This is a genomic window from uncultured Thalassospira sp. (assembly GCF_963976115.1).
GTDB lineage: Bacteria > Pseudomonadota > Alphaproteobacteria > Rhodospirillales > Thalassospiraceae > Thalassospira.
This window is the reverse complement of sequence record NZ_CAXBJJ010000010.1, coordinates 32,663-47,546: the sequence shown is the minus strand read 5'-3', so window position 1 is coordinate 47,546 and position 14,884 is coordinate 32,663. Positions and strand designations below refer to the sequence as shown.

Here is a 14,884-nt window from a genome sequence, read left to right as displayed (position 1 = left end):
CCGCGCATAACGCAACAGTGGCAAAGATCGTGACACAAGGATGACGGGGCAGGAGCAAAACGGCAGTCTGAATTCTTAGGAGAAATTCCGGATAATTCCGTTTGTTTTTCATCCGTTCACTATGGCGGATTTATTGTTTCATTACAATCTGGGCGATGATTTCCGAGGATTGATGTTTCGCAATGGTAGTGGTCGTCGCATTCCGTTTTTGGGGGAATCTCGATCAGTGAATTGGCGGTGTAAGCAATAAAGTGTGTTGCAACAACGGTGCTGCAAATCGGGATTCATCGAACAAGGATTGATACCTTCGCTGGTATCTTGCGCCAGCGAAGGTATCAACAAACCGTGATCAGCTTTGCCGTTTGCGTTGATAGAGAGATATCAGGCGCTGTTCATACGCGGCGCGAATTTTGTGGCGGCGAATTTTCATTGATGGTGTCAACATTTCGTTTTCGATGCTGAATGCACCATCGGCAAACGTAAAGCTGCGGACCTTTTCAATTGTGGAAAGGCGGGTATTGACCCGATCAACGGCCTTGCGGATTATTTTGCGAAATTCTTCGTTTTCCGACAGGGTTTCAATTCTGTTTTCCAGCTTATGAGTGCGGGCGAAATCACGCATCATGTCTTCTTCGGGCCATAAAATGGCAACCAGATAAGGTTGGTTATCACCATAAATCATGGCTTGGGCAATATCGGTTTCCAGGGTTAGCAAACCTTCAATGCGCTGGGGTGAAATATTATCCCCGCCGGAATTGACGATGATGTCCTTCTTTCGATCCGTAATCATCAGGCTGCCTTCATCATCGAGCTGGCCGATATCGCCGGTATGCAGCCAGCCGTCGATAATGGTTTGTGCGGTGGTTTCGGGCAGGTTCCAATAGCCTGTCATGATGCTTTCGCCGCGCAACAGAATTTCGCCGTCATCGGCAATTTTGCATTCAACCCCCAACATCGGCGGGCCAACCGTGCGCAGTTTGTTGTTTTCAGCCCGGTTACACGACACAACGGGGCTAAATTCGGTTTGGCCGTATCCTTGTAAAATACGCAAACCGCAAGAAACAAACAAAACACCCAGTTCGTAATTCAGCGGTCCGCCACCCGATACCATGGCTTTTAAGCGCCCGCCAAAGCGTTGGCGCAATTTGCGGCGTAACAACAGCTCGCACACCAGGTTTTGCACCCATTCAACCGGGTTCAGGCGCGTACCTTCGTATTTTTTGCGACCCAGACGCAGCGTCAGGTTAAACAGCTTTAATTTAAAGCCACCTTCCTTTTCCAGCGTGCGGCTCAGGCGCTGATACAGCATTTCATACAGGCGCGGCACCGCTGTCATGATGGTCGGGCGCACTTCGGCCATGTTGGCGGCCAGTTTGTCCAGGCTTTCGGCATAGTAAATTTGGGCCCCGAGGCTGATGGGGAAATACAGCCCGGCGGTATGTTCGTAAGAATGCGACAGCGGCAAAAACGACAGGAAAACTTCGTCATTAATGCCCAGGGCCTCGATAATATCGAAGGCACCAGCACAGTTATTGATAATGGCACCGTGGCTGAGCATGACCCCTTTGGGCGCGCCCCCGGTCCCTGATGTGTAAATCAGGCAGGCGGTATCGTCGCGTTTGATATTGGCAACCCAGGCGTCAACATCGTCGTCAAGGGCGCTGCCTGTTGCTATCATGTCGCTCCAGCGCGAAATCGAAATGCCGCCGACAAAACTTTGTCCCCAATCCTCGATGATGATGGCGTGGCGGCAGCGCCCGGAATCCAGTGCGCCATGCAAAAAGGGCTGGGCCAGTTTTTTGGTCGATATAATCGCCAGACTGGCCCCGGAATCTTCGATAATGTGCAAATGGTCGCGTTCGGTATTGGTGGAATAGGCCGGGGCGGTGAATGCCCCCACACACATGATCGCCAGATCGGCAATGCCCCATTCGGTCCGGTTTTCGGACAGCAAAATAACGCGATCACCGGGGCGTACACCAGAGTTATACAATGCGCGCGCCAGCGCACGCACCTGATGGGCCGCCTCGCGCCAACTGATCGAAACAAACTTCCCCGATTCTGATGATTTGGTCCACCAAAGCGGTTTGTCGCCATGCTGGCGGGCCATATCAAAAAACATCATCGGCAAGTTCTGCCAGTTGGCATAATCCTGCAATTTTGTCATGGCGTTTCCCTGTTCCCGGTTTCTTATATATATGTTGTACGACGCCCGTCAAAACGGTGATCAGATCAGCTGTTTTTGATCTTTTTGCCGTATCATGCTGGCGCTTAAAATATCTGTGTCTTATATCGCAGCAAAGCCTTTTATATTCCGAATTATCTGGAGGACCAATGAACGCGATTAACAAGAACCTGCCGACGTGGGATCTAAGCGATCTTTATGCGGATGCCAAAGACCCCGCCATTCGCAAAGATCTTGACGATGCCAAACAGCGTTCGGAGGCGTTCCAGAAGGAATATCAGGGCAAGCTGGCCGGTCTTTCCGGTGCGGACCTTGCCACGGCGATTGTTGAATATGAAGGCATTTCCGAAATTTGCGGCAAGATCGGTTCCTTTGCCGGTCTTCTCCATGCGGGCGATGGCAGCGACCCCGTGATTGGCCAGTTTTATCAGGGTGTTCGCGAAAAACTGACCACAATTTCCAGCTTCACCCTGTTTTTCGGCCTGGAATTAAACCGCATCGAAGAAACCGCCCTTCAGGCCAAATATGACGAAAGTGCCGATCTGGTGCGCTATCGTCCGTGGCTGGATGAAAACCGCTCGTTCCGCCCGCATCAGCTTTCCGACGAAGTTGAACAGGTTTTGCATGAACGCGAAGTGGCCGGTTCGGGGGCGTGGATTCGCCTGTTTGACCAAACCATGGCCGAACTGCGCTTTCCGATTAACGGGCAAGACCTGACCATGTCGGATGCGGCCAATATGTTGTCCTCGACCAAGGTTGAAGACCGCAAGGTTGCGGCAAAATCAATTGGCGATGTGCTGGGCAAAAACATCAAATTGCTGGCCCACATCACCAACACCTTGGCCAAAGACAAGGAAATCGACGACCGTTTGCGCAGTTTCGCAACCCCGGTCAGCGCGCGGAACCTGTCAAACCAGGTCGAAGACGATGTTGTCGAAGCCTTAAGTGAAGCGGTAACATCATCCTATGGGGATTTGTCGCACCGTTATTACAAGCTGAAAGCCAAATGGTTCGGTGTTGATCAGCTTGATTACTGGGACCGCAACGCGCCCCTTCCCGAAGATGACGACCGGCAGATCGATTGGGATTCGGCCCGCGAAACGGTGCTGAAGGCCTATGGTGAATTTTCCCCAAACCTGGCCAATATCGGCAAACGGTTTTTTGACAATCCGTGGATTGACGTGCCGCCGCGTGCCGGTAAATCATCGGGCGCATTTGCCCACCCGACTGTGCCCTCGGCCCATCCCTATTTGCTGCTGAATTATCATGGTAAAACCCGCGATGTGATGACCCTTGCCCACGAACTGGGCCACGGGGTGCACCAGATTTTAGCAGGCGAACAGGGTTATTTTCTGTCCGATACCCCGCTGACCCTGGCAGAAACGGCATCGGTGTTTGGCGAAATGCTGACCTTCCAGTCGATGTTGCGGGCCGAAACCGACCCGAAAATGCGCCGGATCATGCTGGCGGGCAAGGTCGAGGATATGTTGAACACCGTGGTGCGCCAGATTGCGTTTTTCGAATTTGAAAAACGGGTGCATTCCAAACGCCGCGAAGCCGAATTGACAGTAGATGAGATCTGCCAGATCTGGATTGACGTACAGAAAGAAAGTCTGGGTGATGCGATCCGCTATGACGAGGAATATAAATATTACTGGTCCTACATCCCGCATTTCATCCATTCACCGTTTTATGTTTATGCCTATGCCTTTGGCGATTGCCTGGTGAATTCGCTTTATGATGTTTATCAAAATGCCGAAGACGGTTTTGCCGACAAATATTTCGATATGCTCAAAGCGGGCGGCACCAAGCGCCATCAGGAATTGCTGGCCCCGTTCGGGCTGGATGCATCCGACCCGGCATTTTGGCAGCGCGGTCTGAACATGATCAAACGTCTGATTGACGAGCTGGAGGAACTTTCCTGATATGACCGAAGATAACGACGAGGGATTTCGCCAATCCGAAGATAATCGTTTTGGCGGGCGCGTGCGTCGTTATGCCCGCGTGGGGGCGTCTGCCGGGAAACTGGCGACGCGCCTTGCGGTGGGCAAGGTCTTTGGCACCGAGATTGACCATGGCCGCTATGCCGCCGATCTGACGGCGGCTTTGGGCGGGCTTAAAGGCCCGCTGATGAAAGTGGCACAAATATTATCCACCATCCCCGATGCCCTGCCGCGCGATTATGCCGATGCGCTGGCAGGGTTGCAGGCCGATGCCCCGCCGATGGGATGGCTGTTTGTCAAACGCCGGATGCGGACGGAACTGGGGGCGGGCTGGCAGGATAAATTTGCCGATTTTGGCAAGGACGCGGCGGCGGCGGCATCGCTCGGCCAGGTGCATCGTGCCAACTTGCCTGATGGCCGCGATGTGGCCTGTAAACTGCAATATCCCGATATGTCGGCAACGGTGGAGGCCGATTTAAAACAGCTGCGCGCGGCCTTTGCCATTTATCGCCGCTATGACAGTGCGATAGATGCCGAAAATATCCAGCTGGAACTAACAGCACGCCTGCGCGAGGAACTTGATTACGAACGTGAAGCCAAACAGATGGCGTTATACGGCCACATGTTGCGCGGTGAAGCCAACGTGCATGTGCCCGAACCGGTGAATGATCTGACCACCCGGCGCCTTTTGACCATGACCTGGCTTCAGGGCGGAAAATTGCAGGCATTTGTGGACCGTAACCCGTCCGAGTCCGAGCGCAACCAGGTGGCCTTAAACATGTTTCGCGCCTGGTATGTGCCGTTTTACAAATATGGCGTCATTCATGGCGACCCGCATTTGGGTAATTATTCCCTGCGTGATGATCTTAGCGTTAATTTGCTCGATTTTGGCTGTATTCGGGTCTTTCAGCCCACATTTGTCGGGGCGGTGATTTCGCTTTATCAGGCGATGCGCGATGGTGACCGGGACAAGGCGGTGGCGGCCTATGAAAGCTGGGGCTTTACCAATCTGTCAAACGAGATGATCGATGTGTTGAACATGTGGGCCGGGTTTGTTTATGGCCCGTTGCTAGATGACCGCGAACGCAAAATGGAAGAAAGCAATTCGGTCGCCTATGGGGCCGAGGTGGCGGGCAAGGTTCATAGCGAACTGCGCCGATTGGGCGGGGTAAAGCCGCCCCGCGAATTTGTGCTGGTAGACCGGGCTGCGGTCGGGCTGGGATCAGTTTTTTTAAGGCTTGATGCCAAGGTCAACTGGTTTCGCATTTTCCACGATCTGGTCGGCGATTTTAATGAAGCCGAACTGGCAGGCAATCAGGAAGCAGCCCTGCAACAGGTGGGGCTGGTTCGGCCCGAATAACCCTGACCTTGGTGCTTTTAACCGCTTGCGTATCTTAGCTTTCGGCTTGTTGCGGGGCTTTGATGGCGTCGGCGAATTTGCGGGTCAGACGGACAAGTTCGCTAAGGTCGTGTTCATCCCATTGATTGAAAATAGCCTGTCCGATCCGTTCGCGGGCACGGTCGATGGCATCGGTCATTTGTTTGCCTGCCGGGGCAATGATTGCATGACGTACACGTTTATCTGTCGCGCCGGATTGGCGTGTGATCAGGCCCAGATTTTCCAGTTTGGCAATTTGACGGCTGACGGTTGTGTGGTCGCGGCCAACCCGTTCGGCCAGGTCAACAATGCCAATCGGGCCAAGTTTTTCCACCAGAACCAGTAACGGAAACAGCGCGCGGTCAAGGGTGATGCCGGCCTCGCGGATCATGGCATCATCGCGCTGCGGGCGGTTCATCACGCTGATGATTTCGATCAACGCACCGTGCAGGTTGCGCATTTGCATGTTTATATGTGTATTTTGCACGCTTTTTCTTGACATCAATCGAGCCTCTGTTATGTGCATATTACACATTATTACAGAAGGGGGGCCGACATTGCCACGGTAAATTGCACAGATTTACAAGTGGCCCGGCCAAAACAGGATTTGATGGCATGACCAAAATGGCTTTCTTGCGCAGCTGGGCGACCCAACTAACCATCGGTGCCTTTCTATTGATGGCGGGAACCGGCCTGATGCTGTTTTTTGAATTTGAAGACGGGTTAACTGCGGTGGTGCATCAGTGGTTTTCGTGGTGTTTTCTGATCGGGGCCGGGGCGCATATTTTTGTTAATTTCAAACCGTTCAAAAGTCGGTTGAAATCACGGTCGGGTACTATTTTTGCTGCCGGTTTCGGGATTGTTTTTGTTTTGTCGTGTTTTTCATGGGGGCTGATTACCGGCCCGCAACTGGAACGCCCGATTGAGGAAGCCCTGGTCTTTGCCCCGTTATCGGCACTGGCGGCGGTTGTCGGAAACCAACCGGACGTGATTATTGCAAAGCTGGCCGGGCAAGGTATTGCCGCAACACCGGAACAATCGATTTATAAGGTGGCAGAGAAAACCGGCATTGATGAAAACATTCTGCTGGGCATTATCTTTTTACCCGACAGAGAGACATTGGCGGCAAAGTAACCCTGTGCAACAAATCTTTGCGTGAGGTCCTGCCCCTGCCCCTGCCCCTGTGACAGCCATAAATACAGATGAAAGCCGGATGGCAAAATGATGCGATCCGGCTTTTTGTTGTTTCAGGAGGACGCACTATCGGGCGGGTTGTGGAAATTTCATCCGGGGAACCATCGGGGCCACAGACTCGGATGGTATGAATTATTCCCGCGAAATGCTGATTTGGCTTTGGCAACGGGGCAAATTTTAGAACCAGACGGCAAAAAAACCAATTGCCCGGCATTTGAAACAATTAATCTTAGCCCAATGCTGGCTTGCTTTATGCGGGTTTTAATGAAAATCTCCGGGTGTGTAGCGTCGGATTAATTGTCTTTTTTCGCGGGTGTGAAAGCAAAAATATCAAGTAAAATCAGGGGTTTGATTTTGCGTTGATGGGAATGACACCTGTTCCATAGAGATAAAGATGTGTGTGGAAATCCGCCTATGTCGCTATGCGTCAGTTGTAAACTAAAAACAGGTTAAGCGTGATTTTTATGTGTGTTTGCTGTTGAGGTCTTGAGAAGAAAATCGCATCTTTCAATCAACGCAGACAAAGCGGGGCGCTGGTGAATGTTTGTCCTGAGCATCATTGGCGGGTGGGACCCGATTTGTCACCAAGGCTTTGCGGCCTTGGAACGCGTGGTGGGAAAGCGGGCGGTTTCTTCTGTTATTTCAGAAGAACCGCCTTTTTTCGTCCCAAACGGGGGTTTGCTGTTTTGCGGGAACACCCGACGGGATTTTGCAGCCAGGGTTGCGACGCCATTAATGACGACACGACCGGCTGGCCGGACAAGGGTTTAACAAAATAATACCAACGCCTCGCAAACAGGGGCGCTACAATAAAAGAATGACCGATATATCAGACAGGATTGTTCAAATAGGGAAGGAGGTACGACGCGATGAAGCTGGCCGTTCCAAGGGAAATATGGCCCGGTGAAAAACGCGTTGCCATCACCCCTGATACCGTTAAGAAATTTACGGGATTGGGGTTTGAGGTGGTGATCGAAACCGGTGCAGGCGAAAATGCGTCGATTGCCGATGGTCGTTACACCGACGCCGGTGCAACCATTGCCAAAACGGCAAAGACCGCTGTAGCCGATGCCGACATCGTGTTGAAGGTTCGCCCGCCGATGGTCGAAGGCAAAACTAACGAGCTTGCAGCCTATAAAAAAGGGGCCGCTGTTATCGGGTTGATCGAGCCCTATGACCGCGCCGAACTGATTGGTAAAATGGCCGAAGCCGGCGTGACCAGCTTTGCCATGGAGCTTGTTCCGCGCATTTCGCGCGCCCAGTCGATGGATGTTTTATCCTCGCAGTCAAACCTGGCCGGTTACCGTGCCGTAATTGACGCGGCCTATGAATTTGGCCGTATTTTTCCGATGATGATGACGGCGGCGGGCACCCTTGCCCCGACCCGCGTGGTTATTGTGGGCGCGGGTGTGGCCGGTTTGCAGGCCATTGCCACGGCCAAGCGCATGGGGGCCGTCGTGTCGGCATTTGATGTGCGCCCGGCGGTAAAGGAACAGGTCCAGTCTTTGGGTGGTACCTTTATCGAGGTGGAGGATGACGAAGCTGAAACCGCCGAAACCGCCGGTGGCTATGCCCGTGAAATGTCGGATGACTATAAGAAAAAGCAGGCGGCCAAGCTCAAGGAAGTTCTGGCGAAAACCGATATCGTCATTACAACCGCCCTTATTCCTGGTCGTCCGGCCCCGGAAATTGTCACAGCCGACATGGTTGCGGGCATGAAGGACGGCTCGATCATTATTGATCTGGCGGCTGAACGTGGTGGCAATGTTGCCGGGGTGAAGCCGGGCGAAACCACGATCACGGCAAACGGGGTTAAAATTATTGGTCCGTCCAATATCGTAAGCTCGGTTCCGACCGATGCCACCGCGATGTATGCCAAAAACCTGTTGAATTTTGTGACCCTGATGGTGGATCGCGACAAGAAGGAACTGGCATTTAACCGCGAAGACCAGATTATTGTCGATACCATGTTAACCCATGACGGCAAGATCGTTCATCCGAAATTTGGTGGTGAAGAACCGTCGGGGGAGGCTTCCAATGACTGATCAATCTATCACCCAGTCTGCCAACGACATGCGTGATGCTGCCCTTGGCCTGGCCGAAAAAGCCGCCAGGCTGGCCGATCAGGTCGCAGCGGGGGCACATGACATGGCAAGCGGGGCTGCCCATGTGGCATCATCAGGCGGTGTCAGCCCAACTGTGATGGGGCTGACGGTTTTTGTGATGGCCTGCTTTGTGGGCTATTACGTGGTGTGGAAAGTAACACCCGCCCTGCATTCGCCGCTGATGGCGGTGACCAATGCCATTTCATCGGTGATTATTGTCGGTGCGCTTCTGGCGTCCGGTCCGGTGGATATGAACATCTCCAAGGTTATGGGGTTTGTTGCTGTGGTGTTGGCATCGATCAATATCTTTGGCGGTTTCATTGTCGCGCAACGTATGTTGCAGATGTTCAAGAAAAAGAAGTAGGGAAGGGGAAACATCATGTCGGAAAACCTGTCGGCTTTCCTGTATCTGGTCGCCTCGGTCTGCTTCATTCTGTCCTTGCGCGGCCTGTCGTCGCCTGATTCCGCCCGTACCGGCAATATGCTGGGCATGGTCGGCATGGCGATTGCGATCTTCACCACTCTGGCCTCGCCAGAGGTTTTATCTTACACCACCATCATTGTCGGCATTCTGATTGGCGGGTCGATTGGCACCATTATCGCCCTTAAAATCAAAATGACGGCCCTGCCGCAGCTTGTGGCCGCCTTTCACTCGCTGGTGGGGTTGGCGGCGGTGTTTGTTGCCGGGGCAGCTCTTTATTCGCCAGGTGCTTATGGCATTGGCACGGTTGGGGAAATTCACCCCGCCAGCCTGATCGAAATGGGCCTGGGTGTTGCCATTGGGGCCATCACCTTTACCGGGTCGCTGGTGGCTTTTGGCAAGTTGCAAGGTCTTGTCTCGGGCACCCCGGTGCAGTTTTCAGGCCAGCATTTGCTCAATCTTGCCATTGCCATCGCCATTGTCGTCGTCGGTATTATCTTTGTGACCACCGAAAGCCATACGGCCTTTTGGCTGGCGGTCATTCTGGCGCTGGTACTGGGGATCACGCTGATCATTCCCATTGGCGGGGCCGATATGCCGGTGGTGGTTTCCATGCTCAATTCCTATTCGGGCTGGGCGGCGTGCGGCATTGGTTTTACCCTGCAAAACAACGCGCTGATCATTACCGGCGCGCTGGTCGGCGCATCGGGTGCGATCCTGTCCTACATCATGTGCAAGGGCATGAACCGCTCGATCTTTAACGTTATTCTCGGTGGTTTCGGGGTTGAAGCAGGCGGTGCCGCAGTTGCGGGTGGTGATGCCGACCGGCCGGTGAAATCAGGCTCGTCTGATGATGCGTCTTTCATCATGAAAAACGCCTCCAGCGTGATCATCGTGCCGGGTTATGGCATGGCGGTGGCGCAGGCCCAGCATGCGCTGCGTGAAATGGGTGACCTTCTTAAGGCCGAAGGTGTTAGCGTGCGTTATGCCATTCACCCGGTTGCCGGGCGGATGCCAGGCCACATGAACGTTCTGCTGGCCGAGGCCGGTGTGCCTTACGATGACGTTGTTGAAATGGACGAAATCAACCGCGATTTTGGCACTGCCGACGTCGCCTTCGTGATTGGTGCAAACGACATTACCAATCCGGCTGCCAAAACCGACCCGTCATCGCCCATTTTCGGCATGCCGATATTGGACGTGGAAAAGGCAAAAACGGTGCTGTTCATTAAACGTGGCATGTCGGCAGGTTATGCCGGTATCCAGAACGAACTGTTCTTTAAGGATAACACCATGATGCTGTTTGGCGATGCCAAAAAGATGTGCGAGGAAATCGTTGGGCATCTGGATGCGTGATTGATTTTTCGGTTCGCAAAGCAAAGGGCGGTCCATTGGGCTGCCCTTTTTGCATTGATAAAACCCTCGCCTTGGATGGCTATTTTTTATTAAATGGGGGTGCGCCCCCGAATATCTTTTAACGCCCTTGTCGCAGGGAATATTGGAAAACGGCCATGACTGATTTTCGCGATTGCACCCTTGAAACATCCCGGTTGAAACTGCGTTGTGTGCAGGTGGAGGATGCGGAGGTGATTTCGGCCTTGATGATGCCGGAAATTTCGCGCTGGCTGGCGTCGTGGTCGCTGCCCTTTACCGTGGAAAAGGCGCGCGTGCGTATTTTACGCGAGCGCGAAGCGGCAAAGAACGGCAACATGTTGCCTTTGGCCATCGAGGAACGGGCGACAGGTGCTGTTATTGGCTGTGTGAGCATTTTTCGCGATGCGGTTGACCCCCAAAAAGGCGGGGCCGGGTATTGGTTGGGGATGGACGCGCATGGCAAAGGATATTTGCGCGAAGTTGGCCCGGTTGTGCTTGCCGCCGCGTTTGACATGCTGGACGTTGATGTGATCGAGGCGGGGGCGCAGCTTGAAAACGCCGCATCGTTTGGCGTGATGCGGTGTTGGGGCATGTCGCAGGCCGATGACCGGTGGCTCTATGCCTCGGCCCGCGAAAAGGACGAATTGTGCCGTTATTTCCAGATCACCCGTGCCGGGTTTGAAGGTGTTGCCCTTGATGCCGGTAAAGATTAGCGGGTTGTTGCCATTAAAACGCTTCCGCCAATCATAAAGGTGCCGCTGGTATATCCCATACGCTTTTTGGCACGTGGGCTTTGAAACAGCTGGCGGGCGCGGGCGGCAACCAGCGCATAGCCGGTTAAAAGAACAAGGACGACCATGCTGGATGTCAGGGTTAGAATAGCCAGCTGTGCGGTTAAATCGGCCTGGGGATGAATGAACTGCGCCAGGAATGCCATGTAAAAGATGATGGCTTTGGGGTTTAGAATGGCGGTTATGGTCCCGGCCCAAAAACTGCGCCAGGCGAAATGGCTTTGGCCCGGCATGGGGGTGTTTGTGTCTGCGTCTGCTGTCGGGGTTTGGCGGGCCTCGGCGATTTGCCGGTATCCCAGCCAGGCAAGATAAAGCACACCACCCCATTTCACGACCTGAAACAGAAGGGCCGAAGCGGCAAGGATGGCACCAACACCGGCAAAGGACAGGCCCATAAGCACAATGCTGCCGATAACATCGCCCAGAATGCACATCATCGCCGCCCCTTTCCCCCGTGTGAGGGATTGCCCGATGACAAGCAAGACGCTAAAGCATTTTTCCTTTAATATGACCCATTTTGTTTGTTTTTGGCGTGTCGTTTGGCAAGGCACAGCGCGCTGCGCGATGCGGCGCATCGGGCGAGCGGTGTAACGCCGCCAAACACCGCCAAAATCAAACCCTGTGGGCCAGCACAGTCTGCCGCCTGGCCGCGTCGAAATCCTTGTCCGTAAACCCATTACGCCCTGCGGACTTCTCCTTGCCAGGCGGCAGACTGAGCTGGCAAAATGGGTCATATTAAAGGAAAAGTGCTTTAGGCCCGGGAATCAGCGTTAACACAATGCACGCGGTGGTGAATGCCAGCCATGTTTCAAAAGTCAACGCCCTGTCTCCCGTTTGTCATGCCTGCACGGCATGTCATGCCATGTGAATACCATCATTTATAAATAGCTTATAAAATGTCTAAAGACGAGCCTGAAACTGGGGCGAATGATCTGTCAGGATCGTGGGCGGATTTGCGTTGCTATTGGTCTGGCGCGTTGGTTATTCGGGCTTGTTTGTCAAACCGGACTGGGGGACACTGGTGCCGGTTTTTATGGCTGATGTGGTGGATGTGGTTTGAAACTTCGCGTGGTCAGGGTTTCGTTTTTTGCCATTGTGCTGCTGTCACTGGCGCTTGTGGTATCCATTGCCGGGATTGTGCTGACCTATACCCGCCTGACCGCCGAAATGCCGGTTGCACAGGTGCGGTTCGAGCAAGTCGGCCCGGAAGAATTTAATGCCTATTTAAGGCTGCCGGGCGAGGATATTCCCAGCAAATACACGATTTATGGCGATCAATGGCGCATGGATGCGCAATTTGTGAAGTTAAAACCCTGGGCCAATATTATCGGCATGGATGCGCGCTATCGGCTGGACCGGTTTGAAGGTCGCTATGCCGATATTGACCGCCAGAATAACGGCCCCCATCGGGCCTATGATCTGGCGACAAAATATAGCGGGTCGGTTGGGGCGTGGCTTTTGCCGTGGAATTTCCTGATGGATGCGCAATATGGCAGTTCGACCTATACCGATATTTCCACCCAAAACAGTTTTATCGTTTACCGGTCGCAATTTGGGCTTTTGGTGCGCGAACAACCCGCAGATGCCAGCCAAAGCAATGCAGGCGGCATTGGCAACCTGTTTCACTGGCTGATGGGCGAGGACGCGCCGCAATAGCGGGGTGGTTTGCCGGTGCTGAGGGCTATTTTTTCGGTGCCGGTGTTTGCGACGGGGCCGGCGGTGTTGTACTGGTGCTTTGCGGGGCCTTTTTGTCGCCTGCGCCACCTGTGCCAATATGTTCGACCGTTGCGATTTTGGGCGGGTTGGCCAGTTTATGAACTTTTGCGTCATCGGCAAGGGTGGTTTTGGCCCAGTTTTCGATGCCATCAGACAGGGCCTTGTCATCACTGCCAAGGATGGTCAGGGTATAGTCGTCCTTGCAGCGATCGCCGCAGGAAAAATGCAAGAGGGCCGCGGCCTTGATACTGCCATCGGAAGAAAGAACAATTGCCCCCTTTTCCGAGCAATCCCGTTCGCGGCATGCACCGTAAAGCCATATATCCTCACCGATTTTTTGCCGGACCTGGGGCGGTCCGCTCAGCGCGTCAATCATCTGATCAATCTTGCTGCCGTTTTTAAACAGCCAGTTAGCAGTTCCGGTGCCGATAAAGGCGCCAACATTGTCGGCAAAGCCTTTGGACCATATAAGCTGGTTGGTATCCTCGCACAGGGACAGATGGGCGGTGTCGCAATGCTCAACCGGGGGGGCTGGCGTAGATGCCGGTGCCGGTGCCGGTGTCGGTGTTGTCGCTGGTTGGCCCGCTGCCGGTTGGCCTTGTGCGGCGTTGGTGGCCGCAGGTGGCGTTTGCGCAAACGCCGAGAAAGCAGACAGGATGACAAAGCCGGTTGTCAGGGCCACCGTGAAAGAGGGCAGACAAAACGAAGCGAGGTTTTTGCGATGCGGGTGATCTGTCACGCTGGCGGCTCCTGATATGGTTTGTCCCAATAGATAATTATTTTGCTGTTTAAAACAACAGGTCGTGTATGCGGCATTGTTTTAAAAACACAAAACCCACCATGCCAGATCAAATACAGGGCCGGGTTTCTGGGAATTGAATGCGATTAAAACGTCGCGTCCGAAACTGGCGAGCAGATTTTCGGGGCCAGGCATATTTTTCCACATCGTTAATTGCACCGCATGCCTTCGGGCCGGTGCCAGATGGATTGGAAAGATCATGTTACTTCAAGACAAGGTTGTGATTATCACCGGGGCCAGTTCCGGGATCGGCGCCGCATCGGCCAAGCTGTTTGCCGCCGAGGGGGCGAAGCTTGTCCTTGGTGCGCGCAATGTTGATCGGCTGGATGCGGTTGTGAGTGAAATTACCGCTGCAGGCGGCGAGGCCTTTGCCCTTGCGGGCGATGTCTGTGACGAGGCGTTCGCCAAGGCGCTGGTCAATGCGGCCATTGGGGAATATGGCGGGCTTGATGTCGGGTTTAACAATGCCGGGACGCTGGGATCGCCTGGGGCGCTGGTCGATATTGAACAAGACGACTGGGACCAGACACTGCGCACCAACCTGACCTCGGCGATGTTTGGAGCAAAGCACCAGATGCCCGAAATAGCCAAGCGTGGTGGCGGATCGGTTATTTTTACGTCCACCTTTGTCGGGCATACCATCGGACTGCCGGGCATGACGGCCTATGCCGCCAGCAAAATGGGGCTTATGGGCATGGCGCAATGTCTGGCGGTGGAATATGGCGGGGCCAATGTGCGGGTTAATGCGTTGCTGCCCGGCGGAACGGATACCCCGATGGCCGCAAGCTATGCCAATAATCCGGAAGCCCGCGCCATGGTCGAAAAGTTCCATGCGCTTGGCCGGATCGCCGAGCCGGACGAAATTGCCAAGGCGGCCTTGTTCCTGGCATCGGATCAATCAAGTTTTGTTACCGGATCGGCCATGCTGGCCGATGGCGGCAATTCGATCTGCAAGGCAGCCTGATCGGTTCTTGATGG

General features: G+C 53.9%; 13 protein-coding genes. 9 read left to right on the top strand and 4 right to left on the bottom strand.

Going from position 1 to position 14,884, the window contains the following annotated elements; translation table 11 throughout:
• Positions 1–349 precede the first annotated feature (349 nt).
• A complete protein-coding gene (locus tag AAC086_RS14340) occupies positions 350–2,167 on the bottom strand; it encodes an AMP-binding protein (RefSeq protein WP_339779567.1) in 1,818 nt (605 codons plus the stop codon).
• Between the two features lie 167 nt (positions 2,168–2,334).
• Here AAC086_RS14340 and AAC086_RS14335 point away from each other — a divergent pair, with 167 nt between their 5' ends.
• Both AAC086_RS14335 and AAC086_RS14330 read left to right on the top strand, forming a co-directional pair.
• On the top strand, positions 2,335–4,110 hold the full coding sequence (locus tag AAC086_RS14335) for a M3 family oligoendopeptidase (protein WP_339779566.1): 1,776 nt from the start codon (positions 2,335–2,337) through the stop codon (positions 4,108–4,110).
• 1 nt (position 4,111) lies between these two features.
• The gene (locus AAC086_RS14330) at positions 4,112–5,488 is read left to right on the top strand and encodes an AarF/UbiB family protein (RefSeq protein ID WP_339779564.1); all 1,377 of its coding nucleotides are present in this window, start codon (positions 4,112–4,114) and stop codon (positions 5,486–5,488) included.
• Between the two features lie 34 nt (positions 5,489–5,522).
• Here AAC086_RS14330 and AAC086_RS14325 read toward each other — a convergent pair whose 3' ends face one another.
• Positions 5,523–6,008: a MarR family transcriptional regulator gene (locus tag AAC086_RS14325; protein WP_339779563.1), complete on the bottom strand. Its 486-nt coding sequence runs from the start codon at positions 6,006–6,008 to the stop codon at positions 5,523–5,525.
• A 113-nt stretch (positions 6,009–6,121) separates the two neighbouring features.
• On the opposite strand from AAC086_RS14325, the gene AAC086_RS14320 reads away from it, so the two are divergent.
• The 5 genes from AAC086_RS14320 to AAC086_RS14300 all read left to right on the top strand — a co-directional run bounded on the left by AAC086_RS14320 (position 6,122) and on the right by AAC086_RS14300 (position 11,313).
• On the top strand, positions 6,122–6,640 hold the full coding sequence (locus AAC086_RS14320; RefSeq protein ID WP_339779561.1) for a hypothetical protein: 519 nt from the start codon (positions 6,122–6,124) through the stop codon (positions 6,638–6,640).
• A gap of 929 nt (positions 6,641–7,569) precedes the next feature.
• Positions 7,570–8,745 carry a Re/Si-specific NAD(P)(+) transhydrogenase subunit alpha gene (locus AAC086_RS14315; protein WP_339779559.1) on the top strand — a complete coding sequence of 392 codons (1,176 nt, stop codon included), beginning with the start codon at positions 7,570–7,572 and terminating at the stop codon, positions 8,743–8,745.
• Positions 8,738–9,169: an NAD(P) transhydrogenase subunit alpha gene (locus tag AAC086_RS14310; protein ID WP_339779557.1), complete on the top strand. Its 432-nt coding sequence runs from the start codon at positions 8,738–8,740 to the stop codon at positions 9,167–9,169. The genes AAC086_RS14315 and AAC086_RS14310 overlap by 8 nt, the downstream gene beginning before the upstream one ends.
• A gap of 15 nt (positions 9,170–9,184) precedes the next feature.
• Positions 9,185–10,582 (top strand): NAD(P)(+) transhydrogenase (Re/Si-specific) subunit beta, encoded by a 1,398-nt coding sequence (locus AAC086_RS14305; RefSeq protein WP_339779556.1) that lies wholly within the window; start codon positions 9,185–9,187, stop codon positions 10,580–10,582.
• A 155-nt stretch (positions 10,583–10,737) separates the two neighbouring features.
• On the top strand, positions 10,738–11,313 hold the full coding sequence (locus AAC086_RS14300) for a GNAT family N-acetyltransferase (protein WP_339779555.1): 576 nt from the start codon (positions 10,738–10,740) through the stop codon (positions 11,311–11,313).
• Here AAC086_RS14300 and AAC086_RS14295 read toward each other — a convergent pair.
• Positions 11,310–11,966 carry a LysE family translocator gene (locus AAC086_RS14295; protein ID WP_339779838.1) on the bottom strand — a complete coding sequence of 219 codons (657 nt, stop codon included), beginning with the start codon at positions 11,964–11,966 and terminating at the stop codon, positions 11,310–11,312. The genes AAC086_RS14300 and AAC086_RS14295 overlap by 4 nt on opposite strands.
• 481 nt (positions 11,967–12,447) lie before the next feature.
• On the opposite strand from AAC086_RS14295, the gene AAC086_RS14290 reads away from it, so the two are divergent.
• Positions 12,448–13,047, top strand: a complete 600-nt coding sequence (locus AAC086_RS14290; protein WP_339779554.1) for a hypothetical protein — start codon at positions 12,448–12,450, stop codon at positions 13,045–13,047.
• 25 nt (positions 13,048–13,072) lie between these two features.
• Here AAC086_RS14290 and AAC086_RS14285 read toward each other — a convergent pair whose 3' ends face one another.
• Positions 13,073–13,846, bottom strand: a complete 774-nt coding sequence (locus tag AAC086_RS14285; RefSeq protein ID WP_339779553.1) for a hypothetical protein — start codon at positions 13,844–13,846, stop codon at positions 13,073–13,075.
• 259 nt (positions 13,847–14,105) lie between these two features.
• Between AAC086_RS14285 and AAC086_RS14280 the strand changes: the two genes are divergently transcribed.
• Positions 14,106–14,870 (top strand): SDR family oxidoreductase, encoded by a 765-nt coding sequence (locus tag AAC086_RS14280; RefSeq protein WP_339779552.1) that lies wholly within the window; start codon positions 14,106–14,108, stop codon positions 14,868–14,870.
• Positions 14,871–14,884 lie beyond the last annotated feature (14 nt).